At 33.9% G+C, this 18,099-nt stretch carries 15 protein-coding genes; 9 read left to right on the forward strand and 6 right to left on the reverse strand.

The features are described from left to right. Positions 1-250 precede the first annotated feature (250 nt). Positions 251-1,489, forward strand: a complete 1,239-nt coding sequence (locus NGI30_RS07505; RefSeq protein ID WP_251943222.1) for a DUF1958 domain-containing protein — start codon at positions 251-253, stop codon at positions 1,487-1,489. 106 nt (positions 1,490-1,595) lie between these two features. Here the strand turns inward: NGI30_RS07505 and NGI30_RS07510 are convergent, their stop codons facing one another. Next, positions 1,596-2,927 (reverse strand): glucose-6-phosphate isomerase, encoded by a 1,332-nt coding sequence (locus tag NGI30_RS07510; protein ID WP_251519379.1) that lies wholly within the window; start codon positions 2,925-2,927, stop codon positions 1,596-1,598. A gap of 330 nt (positions 2,928-3,257) precedes the next feature. On the opposite strand from NGI30_RS07510, the gene NGI30_RS07515 reads away from it, so the two are divergent. From NGI30_RS07515 to NGI30_RS07525, 3 genes are all read left to right on the forward strand, one after another. After that, positions 3,258-4,463 (forward strand): argininosuccinate synthase, encoded by a 1,206-nt coding sequence (locus tag NGI30_RS07515; RefSeq protein ID WP_251519377.1) that lies wholly within the window; start codon positions 3,258-3,260, stop codon positions 4,461-4,463. Then, positions 4,453-5,841 (forward strand): argininosuccinate lyase, encoded by a 1,389-nt coding sequence (gene argH / locus NGI30_RS07520; RefSeq protein ID WP_251943224.1) that lies wholly within the window; start codon positions 4,453-4,455, stop codon positions 5,839-5,841. The genes NGI30_RS07515 and argH overlap by 11 nt, the downstream gene beginning before the upstream one ends. Positions 5,842-6,055: 214 nt before the next feature. Then, positions 6,056-7,036 carry a glycerophosphodiester phosphodiesterase gene (locus tag NGI30_RS07525; protein WP_251519374.1) on the forward strand — a complete coding sequence of 327 codons (981 nt, stop codon included), beginning with the start codon at positions 6,056-6,058 and terminating at the stop codon, positions 7,034-7,036. Between the two features lie 265 nt (positions 7,037-7,301). On the opposite strand, the gene NGI30_RS07530 is transcribed toward NGI30_RS07525, so the two are convergent. The 5 genes from NGI30_RS07530 to NGI30_RS07550 form a co-directional block, all read right to left on the reverse strand. Continuing rightward, the gene (locus NGI30_RS07530; protein WP_251519373.1) at positions 7,302-8,546 is read right to left on the reverse strand and encodes a Glu/Leu/Phe/Val family dehydrogenase; all 1,245 of its coding nucleotides are present in this window, start codon (positions 8,544-8,546) and stop codon (positions 7,302-7,304) included. A 110-nt stretch (positions 8,547-8,656) separates the two neighbouring features. After that, positions 8,657-9,847, reverse strand: a complete 1,191-nt coding sequence (locus NGI30_RS07535) for an ornithine--oxo-acid transaminase (protein ID WP_251519372.1) — start codon at positions 9,845-9,847, stop codon at positions 8,657-8,659. 387 nt (positions 9,848-10,234) lie between these two features. Beyond that, positions 10,235-11,371 carry an NADH-dependent flavin oxidoreductase gene (locus NGI30_RS07540; RefSeq protein WP_251519350.1) on the reverse strand — a complete coding sequence of 379 codons (1,137 nt, stop codon included), beginning with the start codon at positions 11,369-11,371 and terminating at the stop codon, positions 10,235-10,237. 201 nt (positions 11,372-11,572) lie between these two features. Beyond that, positions 11,573-11,956 (reverse strand): S1 domain-containing post-transcriptional regulator Ygs, encoded by a 384-nt coding sequence (ygs, locus tag NGI30_RS07545; protein WP_251943227.1) that lies wholly within the window; start codon positions 11,954-11,956, stop codon positions 11,573-11,575. 299 nt (positions 11,957-12,255) lie between these two features. After that, a complete protein-coding gene (locus NGI30_RS07550; RefSeq protein ID WP_251519334.1) occupies positions 12,256-12,849 on the reverse strand; it encodes a peptidylprolyl isomerase in 594 nt (197 codons plus the stop codon). Between the two features lie 69 nt (positions 12,850-12,918). Between NGI30_RS07550 and kapB the strand changes: the two genes are divergently transcribed. From kapB to NGI30_RS07575, 5 genes are all read left to right on the forward strand, one after another. Further along, the gene (gene kapB / locus NGI30_RS07555; protein ID WP_251519332.1) at positions 12,919-13,302 is read left to right on the forward strand and encodes a sporulation phosphorelay system protein KapB; all 384 of its coding nucleotides are present in this window, start codon (positions 12,919-12,921) and stop codon (positions 13,300-13,302) included. 139 nt (positions 13,303-13,441) lie between these two features. Further along, positions 13,442-15,859 carry a Na+/H+ antiporter subunit A gene (locus tag NGI30_RS07560; RefSeq protein WP_251943229.1) on the forward strand — a complete coding sequence of 806 codons (2,418 nt, stop codon included), beginning with the start codon at positions 13,442-13,444 and terminating at the stop codon, positions 15,857-15,859. After that, on the forward strand, positions 15,840-16,268 hold the full coding sequence (locus NGI30_RS07565; RefSeq protein WP_251519328.1) for a Na(+)/H(+) antiporter subunit B: 429 nt from the start codon (positions 15,840-15,842) through the stop codon (positions 16,266-16,268). The genes NGI30_RS07560 and NGI30_RS07565 overlap by 20 nt, the downstream gene beginning before the upstream one ends. Next, on the forward strand, positions 16,268-16,615 hold the full coding sequence (gene mnhC1 / locus NGI30_RS07570) for a Na+/H+ antiporter Mnh1 subunit C (RefSeq protein WP_251519326.1): 348 nt from the start codon (positions 16,268-16,270) through the stop codon (positions 16,613-16,615). The genes NGI30_RS07565 and mnhC1 overlap by 1 nt, the downstream gene beginning before the upstream one ends. Continuing rightward, positions 16,602-18,098 (forward strand): Na+/H+ antiporter subunit D, encoded by a 1,497-nt coding sequence (locus NGI30_RS07575; RefSeq protein ID WP_251943231.1) that lies wholly within the window; start codon positions 16,602-16,604, stop codon positions 18,096-18,098. Before mnhC1 ends, NGI30_RS07575 begins: the two co-directional genes overlap by 14 nt. Position 18,099: the final 1 nt, after the last annotated feature.

The following is an 18,099-nucleotide window of genomic DNA, read 5'->3' on the forward strand; positions in this document are numbered from 1 at the left end:
AAAATTAAAGATTTATAATTTTATTGTGTTATTTATGAATGTTTATATAAAAAACAACCCAATCATCATCGTTTTTGTTAGAATTAGAATATATAAGTAAAATCCAATTACTCATAATAACTTTGATACTTCTTACCTTTGAATAGTAATGACACTTGCCATTGGAATTTATTTTAATTTATCCAACAATTTCTATTTGAATGATGCAATATGTTGAATATTTTTTAATGAAAATCAAGGAGACGATTCAATGAAAAAGTTAGGAGTCATACTTTCGTTTTTAATTTTACTTTCAATCTATGCTCCGCTATATACATTTGCTGGACAATCCCCATACCAAATCGCAGAAAATGAACATATTCATGTAAATAAACAAAATAATCCAAAAAGCGCTCAAGTTACTACCAAAAATGGACAAATTTTATATAACTACAATATTCATAAACAAGTCGATCCTGCTTCAACTACAAAACTTATGACCCTCGCCCTCATTCTTGATGATATCAAACATAAAAAGTTCAATTTTTATGACACAGTTAAAATCGATTTAAGGGAACAAAAAATGTCCCAAATACCTAATTTGACAACTTTCCCTTTAAAAACAGGCCAAACCTTTTCTATACTCCAATTGGTTAAGCAAGCTATGCTTGAATCTAGTAATGCTGCTACTTTAGTACTCGCAGAAGAAATTGATGGAAATTCTTCTCATTTTACAAACCGTATGAACAAAAAAGCGAAACAAATCGGTATGCAAAACACTCATTTTACAAATCCAAGCGGTGCAAACATTAAACTACTCAAACCGTTTGCGCCTAAACAGTATCAAAATCAAACTTATAGTTATACGACTGCCAACGATATGTCATTATTATCACATTATATATTAAACCACTATCCTGAAGCTTTAAAAATCACAAGTCTAAAAAGCGATTTACAATATCACAAGTCTCTACACAATACGAATACATCTCTCCCCTCTTTTCCAGACGGAATGAAAGATGTCGATGGTTTAAAGACTGGAACAAGTGATAATGGATATAATTTAGTATTAACCGCGAAAAGAAATCATTTACGCGTAATTTCTACATTGTTTAATACACAACCTTATCCAAGTGATAAAGCAAAGCATGCACGACAACAAATTTCTAATGGATTAATTAAACATGCTTTTGACCATTATGAATACCGCAAAGTTTTAACTAAAGGTCGACATACAATAAACGGTAAAGTATATAAAGTAAAGCATGACCTATACGATGTCGTTCCTACAAAGTTACATGATTACAGTTTCAAAATTTCAGATGATAACACATTGACTCTCAATTATAAGCGTACATTTTTAAAAGGCGCCCACCCACCTAGTGTTGAAGTTGAACCTGTGATTAATTGGAAACAAATCATTACCTATATATTTATTGCTATATTACTAATATTTATAATCATCATGATATTTGTACTTAAAAATACGTATAAGAAAAAACATAGTTAGCAATGCATGTGCTTTATTTTTAATACAAAGGTCAACCCAAAAGAAATTAATCTTAAGGGTTGGCCTTAATTTTGTACTTATGTCAAAGCTTCTTCAAATGAATTTTTTATAAACGTTCTTCAAGTTCTTGTTTCTTATCTTCAAATCCTGGTTTACCTAATAACGCAAACATATTTTGTTTATATGCTTCAACGCCTGGTTGATTAAATGGATTCACACCGAGTTGGTAACCACTCATAGCACAAGCTAATTCAAAGAAATAAACCAAGTAGCCAAATGTCTCTTCATCTAATTGAGGTACATTTACAACTAAATTAGGCACGCCACCATCAGTATGTGCAAGTAAAGTACCTTCAAATGCTTTCGTATTAACCTCATCAATTGTCTTACCAGCTAAATAATTTAAACCGTCTAGATCATCTGGGTCTGCTTCAATCTTAATATCATGTTTAGGTGTATCTACTTTAACTACTGTTTCAAATAAGAAACGACGCCCTTCCTGAACATATTGTCCTAATGAATGTAAATCAGTAGTGTAGTTAGCGCTTGATGGATAAATACCTTTAAAGTCTTTTCCTTCAGATTCACCAAATAATTGTTTCCACCATTCATTGAAATATTGTAATGATGGTTCGTAGTTAATTAACATTTCTGTCGTATACCCTTTTGTATAAAGAATGTTACGAATTGTCGCATATTGGTAGGCAATGTTTTCTTCTAATTTGTCTGATGATAGTTCCTCACGTGCTTTCGCTGCACCGTTCATGATGGCTTCGATATCAATACCTGCTACTGCAATTGGTAATAATCCTACTGCAGTTAAAACTGAGTAACGGCCGCCGATATCATCAGGTACAATAAATGTTTCGTAACCTTCATTTGTCGCTAATTGTTTTAGCGCACCCTTTTCTTTATCAGTTGTGGCGAAGATGCGTTTTTTAGCTTCTTCTTTTCCGTATTTATTTTCTAATAATTGTTTGAACAGTCTAAATGCAACTGCAGGTTCTGTTGTCGTACCTGATTTAGAAATAACGTTTACAGAAAAATCTTTTCCATCTAAATAATCAACTAATTGTTGAGTATAAGTTGATGATAAATGATTACCGACGAAGACGATTTCTGGATATTCATCACTATTTCTAAATGATGATGTCAACATTTCAATCGCTGCACGCGCCCCTAAATAAGAACCTCCAATACCAATGACTACTAATACTTCAGAATTCTCTTTCACACGTTTAGAAGCTTCTAGAATACGTGAAAATTCGTCTTTGTCATAATCTACAGGTAAATCTAACCAACCTAAGAAATCATTTCCTGCGCCTGTACCTTTATGGATTATATTATGAATCGTAGAAACCACTTCTTGTTGTTGTTGCATTTCATGTTCACCAAAGAACTCTAAAGTCTTACGATAGTCTAATTGAATATGAGTCATGTGAATTGCCTCCCGTGTTTATATTTCAAAACTAATTTTACTAAGTTTAAATTCACTATTCAAACAACTGGCTTTGTACAAAATAAGTTTTCACACAATTGACCCTGAAAACAAATTGTTCACCAAACCTAATATACATATAATATACAATATCCAAACACATTAGAATAGACAAAAACGATTATTCAACTTACTTATAAATTGTTGCCAAAAGATTTTATTTTCTGAAATTTGCATATTTATGTAATTTATTGGTTTTATTTTCCTAACAAATCTGCTATACTCATTTTTAACAAATTAAATTTCAATTAATATATAGAGGTGAAACTTATGAAAGAGAAAATCGTATTAGCATATTCAGGCGGATTAGACACAAGTGTTGCAGTAAAATGGATATTAGATAAAGGTTATGACGTGGTAGCTTGTTGTTTAGACGTCGGCGAAGGAAAAGATTTAGAACTTGTACACCAAAAAGCATTAGATATGGGTGCAGTCGAATGTCATATCATAGATGCTACAGAAGAATTCAGTGAAGACTTCGTAGCCTATGCAATCAAAGGTAACTTAATGTATGAAGGTACTTACCCACTCGTTTCTGCTTTATCCAGACCTCTAATTTCAAAAAAATTAGTAGAGATCGCTGAGAAAACAGATGCAGTAGGTATTGCCCACGGTTGTACAGGTAAAGGTAACGATCAAGTTCGTTTTGAAGTTGCAATAAAAGCTTTAAATCCAAACTTAAAAGTTTTTGCTCCAGTTAGAGAATGGGCTTGGAGTCGTGAAGAAGAAATCGATTATGCATTAAAACATAATATTCCAGTTCCTATTGAACATGATTCACCATACTCAATTGACCAAAATTTATGGGGTAGAAGTAACGAATGTGGCATACTTGAAGATCCTTTCGCAGCACCACCTGCAGATGCATATGATTTAACTCGTGAGTTAGAAGACACACCTGATGAAGCTGAAGAAATCTTACTAACTTTTGAAGAAGGTCTACCTACTTCACTAAACGGACAAACTTATAAACTCAGCGACTTAATTTTAGAATTAAATAAATTAGCTGGAAAACATGGTATAGGAAGAATAGACCATGTTGAAAATAGACTTGTCGGTATTAAATCAAGAGAAGTTTATGAAACACCTGCAGCAGAAGTTATTTTAAAGGGACATAAATCCTTAGAAACCATCACATTGACAAAAGATGTTGCGCATTTCAAACCAGTCATTGAAAAGCAATTTTCTGAGCAAGTCTATAATGGCCTTTGGTATTCACCACTCACAGATAGCTTAAAAACATTTATAAATAGTACGCAAAAATATGTTAGTGGTGAAGTACGCATTAAATTATACAAAGGTAATGCAATTGTTAATGGTAGAAAATCTCCTCACACTTTATATAATGAAAAACTAGCGACATATACAAAAGAAGATGCATTCAATCAAGAATCAGCGGTTGGATTTATCGATATCTTTGGTCTTCCTACTCAAGTGAACGCAATGTTACATGGAGGTTATAACGATGAGCAATAAAGCTTGGGGTGGTAGATTTAGTGAAAAACCCGAAGATTGGGTAGATGAATTTAATGCTTCAGTAGGATTTGATCAAATATTGATTAAATATGATGTTCAAGGAAGTATTGCACATGCGAAAATGTTAGCCAAACAAGATATTATTTCTCAAGCTGATTGTGATGCAATTATCAAAGGATTAACTGAAATACTAAAGGATTACGAAAATGGAAACTTGCCTTTAGATATATCTCTAGAAGATATACATTTAAATATAGAACATGAGTTGATTAAACGTATAGGCGATGCTGGAGGTAGATTGCATACTGGTCGTAGTAGAAATGATCAAATCGCGACGGATATGCATTTATACACAAAAGATGAAGTTAATGAAATAATTTCCCTCATTAACGCTTTCCAACAAACAATCGTTGATATAGCTGAAAAGCACATCGAAACAATTATGCCAGGTTATACGCATTTACAAAGAGCGCAACCAATTTCATTTGCACATCATATATTAACGTATTATTGGATGCTCGATAGAGACAAAACACGTTTCCAAGATAGTTTAAAACGTATCGACATATCCCCTCTTGGAGCAGCAGCATTAAGCGGAACAACTTATCCTATCGATCGTCATACTACGCAAGAATCACTAGAGTTTGCAAATCTATACGAAAATAGCTTAGATGCAGTAAGTGATCGTGATTACATTGTAGAGACACTCCACAATATTAGCTTAACGATGGTACACCTTTCTCGTTTTGCTGAAGAAATTATTTTTTGGTCTTCAGCTGAAGCCAATTTTGTCACGTTATCTGATGCATTTTCAACTGGCTCATCTATTATGCCCCAAAAGAAAAATCCTGACATGGCTGAACTCATTCGAGGTAAAGTGGGGAGAACAACAGGTCATTTAGTAAGTATGCTAACAACATTAAAAGGACTGCCTCTCGCATATAATAAAGATATGCAAGAAGATAAAGAAGGATTATTCGATGCAATCCACACCATTAAAGGCTCACTTCGTATCTTTGATGGTATGATCGCATCGATGACGGTAAACGTAAATCAACTACAAAGTGCTGTTGAACAAGATTTTTCAAACGCAACCGAACTCGCTGATTATCTCGTAAATAAAGGGGTTCCTTTTAGAACAGCACATGAAATCGTAGGTAAACTTGTATTATGGGCTATACAACATAATGTATATTTATTAGATGTCCCACTTACACAATACAAAGATGCCCATGCGAGCATTGAAGCGGATATTTATGAGTATTTAAAACCTGAAAATTGTATAAGTCGTAGAACAAGTTACGGTTCAACAGGACATGATGCCGTAAAAAAACAAATCGAAGTCATCAAACAAAAATTTAAAACTACAAATGAATAATATGGTTAATGCGATACAGAAATATTTTCAAAAATTTTCTGTATCGCATTTTTAGTATTACAGTAAAAATTGAACAAAATTAATCCAATATTTATATTGTTATGGATGAGTTAACATTATTTATTTTAAATAAAGATAGCGTAAATAGTATTCTATTCACTCCTCTTTTTTTGTAATGTGAGAATATAGTAAAAATTGAGGAGTGAACGTATTTATGAAAAAAGCGACAAAATTAATGGTTTCAAGCGTTACTGTATTATCATTATCTTTACTAGGTACTTCTGCTGTATCACAAGCAAGTACTAACGACAATTCAAACAAAGGTCCAAATGAAAATCGTTATTCTTCAGCATCACAATTAAAATCAAATCCAAACAATGCTAGCCATAAAGAAGCGCATAATTTAACTGGCGAGAAACACACAACTATCGCACACAGAGGCGCAAGTGGTTATGCACCTGAACATACATTCTATTCATATGACAAAAGTCATAACGAATTAGGCGCATCATATATTGAAATTGACTTACAAAGAACGAAAGATGGTCATTTAGTAGCTATGCACGACGAAACAGTGGATAGAACTACAAATGGTACAGGCAGAGTTGACCAATATACATTAGATGAATTAAAAAAATTAGACGCTGGTAGCAAATTCAATGCAACACATCCTGAATATGCTAACGAAAAATACGCTGGTGCAAAAATACCTACTTTAGACGAAATCCTTGAACGTTACGGCCCAAATGCAAACTACTATATCGAAACAAAATCACCAGATGTATATCCAGGTATGGAACAAGATTTACTTAATACATTAAATAGACACAACATGTTAACAAATCAATCACTTAAAAATGGTCACGTAATGATTCAATCATTCTCACAAGCAAGCTTAGAAAAAATGAAGAGATTAAATCCAAGCGTACCTCTTGTGAGATTATTAGATAAAGGTGAATTAACGAGCATGACTCAACAAGACTTCAATACTTTACGTCAAACTGCAATTGGTGTTGGCCCTGAATATACAGATTTAACTGCTCAAAATGTTCAAAACCTTAAAAAAGCAGGGTTCCTCGTTCACCCTTACACTGTAAATACAAAAGCTGATATGGAACGTTTAAATCAATACGGCGTTGATGGTTTATTTACAAACTATGCTGACATGTACGAGCAAGTAAACCAAGAACAATAAACTCAAATACATTTACTATTAATCTATGACATAGACCGTCATATATCATAAACAAAGCCCTACCAAAGATGTTGATTATAAATCTTTGGTAGGGCTTATTTAAATTCTTCAAAATGTATACAAAAGCATTTGGAGACTTTGATTTTATAGTCGAAATGACTATGACGATTTATTCTGTATAACTGATATTAGCAAAATCACAAAAAAGAGTTGGAAACTAGATAAGTTTCCAACTCTTTTTATCTTAAACAAACACTATTAAATATTATGCCCAACCACGGTAACGTGCAGCTTCTGCTGTACGTTTAATACCTACGATGTATGCAGCTAAACGCATATCAATCTTACGGTTTTGTGAAAGTTCATAAATCGTATTAAATGCTGTAGTTAATTTCTCACGTAATTTTTCATTTACTTCTTCTTCAGTCCAATAATAACCTTGGTTATTTTGTACCCATTCGAAGTAAGATACCGTTACGCCACCAGCACTTGCTAATACGTCTGGTACTAATAAGATGCCACGTTCAGTTAAGATACGTGTACCTTCTGGAGTAGTTGGTCCATTTGCTGCTTCAACTACTACATCAGCTTTAATGTCATGTGCATTGTCAGCTGTAATTTGGTTCGCAATGGCAGCTGGCACTAATACATCACAATCAATTTCGAATAATTCTTTATTTGAAATTGTCTCTTCAAATAAGTTTGTAACTGTACCAAAACTATCTCTACGATCTAATAAATAATCAATATCTAACCCTTCTGGGTCATGTAATGCACCATATGCATCTGAAATACCGACTATTTTTGCTCCCATATCGTATAAGAATTTAGCTAAGAAACTACCAGCATTACCGAAACCTTGGATAACGACACGAGCACCTTTAAGCTCTAGGTTTCTTCTTTGAGCAGCTTGTTCAATCGCGATAACTACACCTAACGCAGTTGAACGATCGCGTCCTTGAGAACCACCTAATACTAGTGGTTTACCTGTGATGAATCCTGGTGAGTTGAATTTATCTAATGAACTATACTCATCCATCATCCATGCCATGATTTGTGAGTTAGTAAAAACATCTGGCGCTGGAATATCTTTTGTAGGCCCTACGAATTGAGAGATAGCACGAACATATCCACGTGATAAACGCTCTACCTCATGTATACTCATTTGGCGTGGGTCACAAACGATACCGCCTTTACCGCCACCGTATGGTAAGTCTACGATGCCACATTTCAATGACATCCACATTGATAATGCTTTAACCTCTTCTTCATCTACATCTGGGTGGAATCTTACCCCACCTTTAGTTGGCCCAACAGCATCATTATGCTGTGCACGGTAACCAGTGAACGTCTTAACTGTACCATCATCCATACGTACAGGAATTCTTACTTGAAGGAATCTTAAAGGTTCCTTAACAAGATCATACATACCATCGTCAAATCCCAGTTTGTGCAAAGCTTCTTTAATAATGTGTTGCGTAGAAGTAACTAAACTATTATTCTCAGTCATGATCCTTTTCGCCTCTTTTTCGTTACTAATGTTTTCGCTTTCATGCTAATTGTAACATAAGATAATGCATTTTAAAGTGTTAATAAAACTTATATTACATTTTTTGATAATTATTCAAATACAGCTCTAACTTTATCTAAAGCAAAGTCTAATTCTTCTTTAGAAATGATAAGTGGTGGAGCAAAACGAATTACTGTTTCATGCGTTTCTTTACATAATAGACCTTTTTCCTTAAGTGCTTCACAATATGGTCTTGCATTTTCAGTAAGTTCGATTCCAATGAATAAGCCACGGCCACGTACCTCTTTAATAGCCGGATGGTCTATCTTTTGTAATTCTGATTTGAAATATTCACCAAGCTCTAATGAACGACCTGGTAAATCCTCATCAATGATAACATCTAAAGCAGCATTTGAAACAGCACAAGCTAATGGATTTCCACCAAATGTTGAACCATGTGAACCTGGAGTAAATACGCCTAATACTTCTTTATCTGCTAGTACTACTGAAATTGGTAATACACCGCCACCTAAGGCTTTCCCAAGAATATAAACATCTGGTTTCACGTCATCCCAATCAGTTGCGAATAATTTACCTGAACGACCTAACCCAGCTTGGATTTCATCAGCAATGAAAAGTACATTATGTTCATCACATAACTCTCTGATTTGTTTTAAGTAACCTTCAGGAGGTACGTTAATACCTGCTTCCCCTTGAATTGGTTCGATTAATATAGCTGCAGTATTCTCATTGATACTTTCTTTAACCGCTTCAATATCACCGAAATCTACTTTACGGAAACCATCAAGTAATGGGCCATAACCTCTTTGATACTCCGCTTCTGATGAAAGTGAAACAGGTGCCATAGTACGACCATGGAAGTTACCATTGAATGCAATAATTTCTGCTTTGTTCGGTTCAATGTTTTTAACTTCATATGCCCAACGTCTTGCAGCTTTTAAAGCTGTTTCTACAGCTTCAGCACCAGTATTCATAGGTAGTGCTTTCTCTTTTCCAGAAATTTTACAAATCTTTTCATACCATTCGCCTAAATTATCACTATGGAAAGCACGAGAAACAAGTGTCACTTTGTCAGCTTGATCCTTTAATGCTTGAATAATCTTTGGATGTCTGTGACCTTGGTTAACAGCTGAATATGCTGACAACATATCCATATACTTGTTACCTTCAGGATCTTTAACCCATACCCCTTCGCCTTCTGAAATAACGATAGGAAGTGGTACATAGTTTGAAGCTCCAAAATGATTTGTTAATTCAATGATTTCTTCTGATCTTGTCATGATATCTCCCCTTAGTTTAAATATTAGCGTCTCAAATGCACTTTCAACACTTATCAATAGCATAACTCATTTTACTGTCTAACTGAAACTATATGCTAATTCTAAAAACGCTTTGAATTAGGATTTCAGCTTAATATTTAGAGGCCTTTAATACACCTCTATATTAGGTCATTCAGCGTTATGAAAACCCTTACATATATAATGACATATAACGATATAAATATACAAGTCTATTACATAAAAAATTCAAAATCTTTAAATAACTCTTTATACCAATCTTTTATTAGAATAAAAGAATTATTAGAGCCAATTCATTGGATTAAAATATATACTAAAAACGACTATATATGCTTACAAGCATATATAGTCGTCTCTCATACTCATGAATTATTCTTCTTCATCTGTTCTTGGCAATGGATAGAAACCATTATTGAATTGATCCCATAAATTTGGTGGTAATTGATGTTTGTCTTTTCGCTCTGGATCAAATTTAGAAATAATTTCATCTTCTTTGCCCGCTTGTATTTTTCCAACGAATTCATAGTCTAATAATATTTCTCTACCTAAAGCAATAAAGTCAGCATCTGTATTTTCAATTGCATCAAGAGCTTGTTCTGCAGTAAAGATTGAACCGATACCTAGTAATGGCATTTCACCATCTAACCATTGGCTTAATAATTTAATTCGACTTTGATCTTTATATTTTCCTTCGCGAGTTTTTGAATGAATGTCCATAAGTGAAGCGTGAACATAATCTAATGGTTTTTCTTTTAATAATTGAATAAGTGATTCTGTAATCTCCATACTAATACCAGGTTCTTCTGCTTCTTCAGGTGAAAGCCTATAGCCAATGATGAAATCATCATTACCATAGTGACGTGCTGTATTTACAACCTCATCTACTACGAGTGATGGGAATTTAAATTTATCTTTACCCCATTCGTCTGTACGACGATTATAATATGGTGAAACAAATTGGTGTATTAAATAATGATTTGCACCGTGGATTTCCACACCATCAAATCCAGCTTCTATAACACGGCGTGTCGCTTCGCCGAAAGCTTTAATCGTTTCTTCAATTTCTTCCGATGTCATTTCTCTCGCATCGTGTTCTTCTTTTTGTCCGAAACTTTTTAATGAAATTGGGCTTGGACCAGCAACGTCTCCATCTGGTGTTAAATTAGGCAGAGCTTGTACACCACCATGATGTATTTGAACAATGGCTTTTGCTCCATTTTTCTTCATCACTTGGGCAAGTCGTTTTAATCCTCCAATGTCACTATCATGTGCTACAGAAGGTTGTCCTGGGAAAGCTTTTCCTAAATCAGTTACATTACTTGCTGCCGTGATAGCGAGACCTACATCTTGAGAGCGTTGTTCCATATATGCAATCTCATCTTCTGAAGCTGTACCATCATCATTTGATGACACATGCGTTAATGGGGCTAATACAAATCTATTGCGTAACTTAACCTTATTTGGCAACTCCAATTCTTCAAACAATGGGTTAAACTTATCATTCACGTTACATTCCTCCAAATCAATTGATTGTAATTACTTACTTTCATATTGTATTTAACTAATTCCTATTTTAGTGATACGTTTTATCAAATGAAACTTTTTTGCTTACATTTAAACTCTAATTTTTTAAAGTTATAATATACCTTTATTTGATATAAAAAAATAAGGTTAAGACACAACACATGCCCTAACCTTATTCATTAATTAAGATTCATTATTCATCTTATTTTTTGACTGTTTAATCCAAACCGGTAAGCGTTCTTTTATTGTTTGAAACCCATATTTTTCGGTTTCCTTTATTTCATCTAATACTGATTGTTTTTCTTTCTTACGTTCATAATTTTTAAAATAGTCATTATCTTTTAAAGAAAGATTCAATTTGCCTTCTTTATCAATCGAAATTACTTTCGCTCTAACAATTTGGCCTTCTGATAAAAACTTTTTCAAATTATGGACGTAATCATCCATAATTTCCGAAATATGGATTAATCCTTCAGCATTATCCGGGGTTTCAACAAACGCGCCATACGGTTGAATACCAGTCACACGTACTTTGATATGTTGACCTACATTATAGTGATGATTCAACGTTATAACCCCTTACTTCGTAATACTTAACACTATTATAATAGCACATATTAATTCTCGGCACTAATATTATAAATAATATGGGGTTACCACGCCTTTAAGTTCCAACACTATAAAAAAACAGAATCAACTCCTTCGTTTAATTACACCTCATATTTACAGTGTAGATTAAATTCAAGAATGTTAATCCTGTTATAATTTCCACTTTGCCCCAAGTAATTAAACTTATCATGCTAACACTTAGGACAAAATCATATATTCAACTCTTTACAATAAGTATTGATCACTTAATTCTAGACTTATTCTTCAACTTCAATTTTATCGATAGTAATATCGAAATCGGGTTTATCTTGTGCACCTACTTTAGTCGCTGCGATATCTTCTAATGTAGATTCACCTTCAATAATTTGACCGAAAACAGTATGTTTCTGGTCTAACCATGGCGCGCCGCCTCGTTCACCATAAGCATCAGCAATTTGTTCAGGCCAACCTCCATCTTTCAATTGGCTTAACATTGATTCAGGTACTTCTTTCGCTTGAACGATAAAGAATTGTGATCCATTTGTATTAGGGCCTGCATTGGCCATTGATAAAGCACCATATAAATTGAAAGCTTCTAATGAGAACTCATCTTCAAATGGTCCTCCATAAATACTTTCACCACCCATACCTGTTGCTGTAGGGTCGCCTCCTTGAACCATAAAGTCTTGGATTACTCTGTGAAATGTAATGCCATCATAGTAACCATTCTTTGCATGCGTAACAAAGTTTTCTACTGTTTTTGGTGCGATTTCTGGAAATAGTTTGAATGTCATATCTCCTTTATTTGTGTGCATTACTAATTTAATTTCATTATCTTGTACTTGTTTATTTAATTGAGGATAGTTCGTCATGTTCATTCTCCATTTCATGTTAATATGATAAATGTATTTTAACATAAAAGAATAGAAAGGATGAAATGAATGGAGTTATATAAATTTGCACATAAAACAGGCGTTTACGGTGTAACGATTAAGGAGCAAAATGATGATCAAGTGTTAGTCCAAATCGAACAAGTGATTAAACATCCGAAGCAAGGTGATTTACATAATCCAAAGGAAACAGAAAATGTATTTTTCCATGAACGTAAAGCTTTGAGTCAATATGAAAAGCGTTACACGACAATGGCGCAACTTAAACCATTTAATGTAGAGCAATTACCTTATACCCAATCACTTCAAAATGCGATTACAGAACTTGAAGAAAAATTAAAATCTAAAGATACATTGCACGCTCAAAAATCATTAAACAATTTGCAACAATTGAAACGAGATTATGGTATTCAGTATAAACAAGAATTTGTATAAAAATTGATTTTTTTAACGCGTTTCTTCCTATTTAACAACCTCTTAAATATTGTCAATATGGGGAAGATCGTTGTTTTTCAGATCCGTATAATTCATGTATAATGACGTTATACTCAGTTTTTTTAAAGGAGGATAAATAATGAGTTTGTTACATTTAGCGGTTCTCTTGCCGTTAATATTTGCACTCATTATTCCATTTGTATATCGATTTCATAAACGAATACATATAGGATGGTTTGTGTTACCAATCCCCGTCGTCTTATTTATATATTTCTTAACTCAAATTTCGACGACGATGTCAGGAGATACCATCTTAAAACAGGCTAAGTGGATGCCTCATTTTGGGATGAATTTTGATTTATATGTAGATGGTTTAGGTTTACTATTCGCACTACTTATTACTGGTATCGGAAGTTTAGTTGTTTTATATTCAATTAGCTATTTAAGTCGACAAGAACAGTTAGGGAACTTTTACTGTTATCTCTTACTATTCATGGGTGCAATGTTAGGTGTTGTTCTATCCGATAATATTATTATTTTATATTTATTTTGGGAGTTAACATCATTTTCAAGTTTCTTATTAATTTCATTTTGGCGTGATAAACAGAAATCAATCTACGGAGCACAAAAGTCAATGCTCGTCACTGTATTTGGTGGCTTGTCATTACTTGGTGGATTGATTTTACTTACAATGTTAGGTGGAAGTACAAGTATACGTACTTTAATTGCACATGCCTCAGAAATACAAATTAGTCCGTTATTTATATTAGCGATGGTATTTGTACTTATAGGTGCAATGACTAAATCTGCTCAGTTTCCATTTTACATATGGTTACCAGATGCGATGGAAGCCCCTACTCCGGTAAGTGCTTATTTACATTCAGCAACTATGGTTAAGGCCGGTCTTTATCTCGTTGCACGAATGACCCCGATTTTTGCAATTTCTCAAGGTTGGATATGGACTGTGACAGCTGTTGGGCTTATCACTCTATTTTGGGGTTCATTAAACGCCACTAAGCAAGAAGATTTAAAGGGGATATTAGCATTCTCAACAGTCTCACAACTCGGAATGATTATGTCGATGTTAGGTATCGGTGCTGTGAGTTATCATTTTGAGGGTGCAGAAAGTAAATTATACGTCGCAGCCTTTACTGCAGCTATTTTCCATCTAATTAACCATGCAACATTCAAAGGTTCATTATTTATGATTACTGGTGCTATCGATCATGCAACAGGTACACGTGACGTTAAGAAATTAGGCGGATTATTAACCATCATGCCAATTTCTTTCACATTAACAATCATTACAACGTTAAGTATGGCTGGGGTACCGCCATTTAATGGTTTCTTATCTAAGGAAAAGTTCTTAGAAAGTATGATTGAAGTTACGCATGCAAATTTATTCAGTCTCAATACACTTGGTTTACTCATACCAATCGTTGCTATCGTTGGTAGTATATTTACATTTGTTTATTCAGTTCGTTTTATCGGCCAAGTATTCTTAGGCAGTCACAAACCAGATGCCTTGCCGAACAAAGCACATGAAGCCTCAAAACTCATGTTAGTTTCACCAATTATATTAGCAGTACTCGTTATTGTATTTGGTTTTGCACCGTCAATTTTATCTAGTTCAATCATTGAACCAGCTGTTAATGCCATAAGTATGAAAGACAATGCACATGCCGAATTTCATATGTTCCATGGATTTACGCCAGCTTTCTTCACTACTTTAGGTATTTATGTAGTAGGTATATTATTAATTTTAAGTTTTGCATATTGGGTGCGTGTGTTAAAAGCGCAACCTACACAACTCACAATAAACTATTGGTACGATAAATTAGGTGAGTGGACACCTCAATTTTCTAAAAAGCTAACTAATAGTTATGTAACTGGGTTTACACGCAATAATTTATTAATTATTTTTGCAGCTTTAATTATACTCACAATCGTTACATTAAGTGTGACCCCTTTCCATATTAACTTTAAAGATGTCAGTGCTGTACGACCATTTGAATTAATTATTGTAGTGTTGATTATTACTGCGACAGCTATGATTATCTTTGCACATTCAAGACTATTCAGCATTATTATGGCAAGTGCTGTAGGTTATGCAGTTGCGATATTCTTTATCTTCTTCGGTGCACCTGATTTAGCATTGACTCAATTTGTCGTTGAAACGATTTCGACAGCACTCTTTTTACTTTGTTTCTATCACCTACCGAATTTAAACAGACATCAAGAGACACAATCATTTAAATGGTTGAATGTAATCATTTCGGTTGGTGTTGGCATAGTAGTAACAGTGATCGGTTTAATCGCATACGGTAATCGACACTTCGGGTCAATTGGTGAATTTTATAAAACGCACGTTTATGATTTAGCACACGGTAAAAACATGGTCAACGTTATTCTTGTTGACTTCAGGGGTACTGATACATTATTCGAGTCCTCTGTGTTAGGTATCGCAGGCTTAGGCGTCTACACGATGATCAAACTTCGTACAAAGAACAAAGCTAACGATCAAGGAGGTAATCACGTTGAAGAGACAGAAAAATAATTTAATCTTTCAATATTCAGCAGTTGTTATCTTCTTTCTTATCGTAATGTTCGGTATATCTTTATTTTTAGCTGGCCATTATACACCAGGCGGCGGTTTCGTCGGTGGTTTGTTGTTATCAAGTGCACTTGTCATTATCGCAGTCGCTTTTGATGTCAAAACGATGCGCAAAATTTACCCATGGGATTTTAAAATTTTAATAGGTATTGGGTTACTATTCTGTTTATTAACGCCAATGGCAAGTTGGTTTTATCATAAGAATTTCTTTACCCATACGCCATTCGAAATCCCATTATTTATACTAAAACCAGTGCATTTGCATACTGCAATGTTCTTCGATTTAGGTGTTATGTGTGCAGTCATAGGTACAATAATGACAATAATTTTAGCGATTGGAGAGAATGAGTAATGGAAATAGTTATGATTTTTGTTTGTGGTATTCTCACATCAATGAGCGTTTACCTCATTCTTTCTAAAAGTTTGATACGCATCATTATTGGGACTACGATACAAACACATACTGCTAATTTATTCTTAATCACCATGGGAGGATTGAAACAAGGTAAAGTTCCTATCTTTGAAAAAGGAATTAAATCTTATGTCGATCCTATCCCTCAAGCATTAATATTAACAGCAATCGTTATCTCATTTTCTGTAACTGCTTTCTTCTTAGTATTAGCTTTCAGAAGTTATAAAGAATTAGGTACAGATAATGTAGAAAGTATGAAGGGAGTGTTGAATAATGATCGAGAGTAATCTCATTATTTCACTTCTTGCCATACCGATGTTTACAATCATCTTATTAATTTTTATTGGTAAGCGACCAGTGTTGAAACGTTATGTATCATTAATTGGTACAGCAATTACTTTAGTCTTTGCATTTATTAACTTAAATAATGTTTTAAAGGAAGGACCAATCAAATTAGAGCTCGGTTCTTGGGCAGCACCTTATAGTATTGTGTTTGTCATAGATATATTTAGTATTTTACTAGTTATAACGACTTTAATTATCACGCTATTAATTATGCTTTATTCCTATCAATCTGTAGGAATAGAACGCGAAACGTATTATTACTACTTCGCAATACTCTTCATGTTAATTGGTGTAATTGGTGCCTTTATAACTGGCGATATATTTAACTTATTCGTATTCTTTGAAGTATTCTTAATGGCGTCTTATATATTACTCGTCATCGGTGGCACAAAGATTCAGTTAAGTGAAACCATCAAATATGTACTTATAAACGTTACTTCATCTGCATTCTTTGTAATGGCTGTAGCAATTTTATACTCTGTCGTAGGAACGTTAAACTTAGCAGATATAAGTGAGAAACTCAGTCATCTATCAACGAAAGATACAGGAATCGTAAGTATCGTCTTTATCATGTTTATATTTGTGTTCGCAACTAAAGCTGGGGTATTCCCACTTTACATTTGGTTACCAGGTGCTTACTATGCTCCCCCTATTGCAATCATTGCATTTTTCGGAGCTTTATTAACAAAAGTCGGTGTGTATGCCATCGCAAGGACATCAAGTCTTTTCTTTACTGATACATCTAATTTTTCATTCTATACGATACTATTCCTAGCGTTACTTACAATCATCTTCGGGTGCGTAGGTGCGGTAAGTTATTACGATACGAAAAAGATTATTCTATATAATATTATGATTGCAGTTGGTGTCATACTAGTTGGTGTCGCAATGATGAATGAATCAGGTATGATGGGTGCGATTTATTACACATTACATGATATGCTCATAAAGGCAGCACTTTTCTTCTTAGTCGGTATCATTTATAAAATCACAAAATCCTATGATTTACACCAATTTAGTGGATTGATTAAAGCGTATCCTGTACTTGGGTGGACATTCTTTTTCGCTGCTTTAAATTTAGCAGGTATCCCACCATTTAGTGGTTTTTATGGAAAATACTACATTGTACAAGCTACATTTGAAAAAGGATTTTATATTAGTGGCATAATCGTTCTCTTATCTAGTTTAGCGGTTTTATATTCAGTCATCCGTATTTTCTTAAAAGGATTCTTCGGAGAACCTAAAGGCTATCAAGCGAATCAACAAATTAGATATAAAGGCTTGCTCACAGTCGCTATTATATCTGTAATCATTTCTAGTATTTTCGGATTGTCTGCAGATGTGTTAAACCCGATTATCAAAGAAGCTGCGGAAACATTCTACAATCCAACTGTCTATATCGATAGCGTATTGGAGGGAAAATAAT

It is taken from the genome of Staphylococcus sp. Marseille-Q5304 (genome assembly GCF_943737015.1).
Taxonomy (GTDB): Bacteria; Bacillota; Bacilli; order Staphylococcales; family Staphylococcaceae; genus Staphylococcus; species Staphylococcus hsinchuensis.

Coding starts and splice junctions, on each gene's coding strand:
- NGI30_RS07515 (WP_251519377.1), top strand. CDS start 3,258: ATGAAAGAGAAAATCGTATTAGCATATTCAGGCGGATTAGACACAAGT.
- NGI30_RS07550 (WP_251519334.1), bottom strand. CDS start 12,849: ATGACGAACTATCCTCAATTAAATAAACAAGTACAAGATAATGAAATT.
- NGI30_RS07525 (WP_251519374.1), top strand. CDS start 6,056: ATGAAAAAAGCGACAAAATTAATGGTTTCAAGCGTTACTGTATTATCA.
- NGI30_RS07510 (WP_251519379.1), bottom strand. CDS start 2,927: ATGACTCATATTCAATTAGACTATCGTAAGACTTTAGAGTTCTTTGGT.
- argH (WP_251943224.1), top strand. CDS start 4,453: ATGAGCAATAAAGCTTGGGGTGGTAGATTTAGTGAAAAACCCGAAGAT.
- NGI30_RS07530 (WP_251519373.1), bottom strand. CDS start 8,546: ATGACTGAGAATAATAGTTTAGTTACTTCTACGCAACACATTATTAAA.
- NGI30_RS07560 (WP_251943229.1), top strand. CDS start 13,442: ATGAGTTTGTTACATTTAGCGGTTCTCTTGCCGTTAATATTTGCACTC.
- NGI30_RS07505 (WP_251943222.1), top strand. CDS start 251: ATGAAAAAGTTAGGAGTCATACTTTCGTTTTTAATTTTACTTTCAATC.
- NGI30_RS07535 (WP_251519372.1), bottom strand. CDS start 9,847: ATGACAAGATCAGAAGAAATCATTGAATTAACAAATCATTTTGGAGCT.
- kapB (WP_251519332.1), top strand. CDS start 12,919: ATGGAGTTATATAAATTTGCACATAAAACAGGCGTTTACGGTGTAACG.
- mnhC1 (WP_251519326.1), top strand. CDS start 16,268: ATGGAAATAGTTATGATTTTTGTTTGTGGTATTCTCACATCAATGAGC.
- NGI30_RS07575 (WP_251943231.1), top strand. CDS start 16,602: ATGATCGAGAGTAATCTCATTATTTCACTTCTTGCCATACCGATGTTT.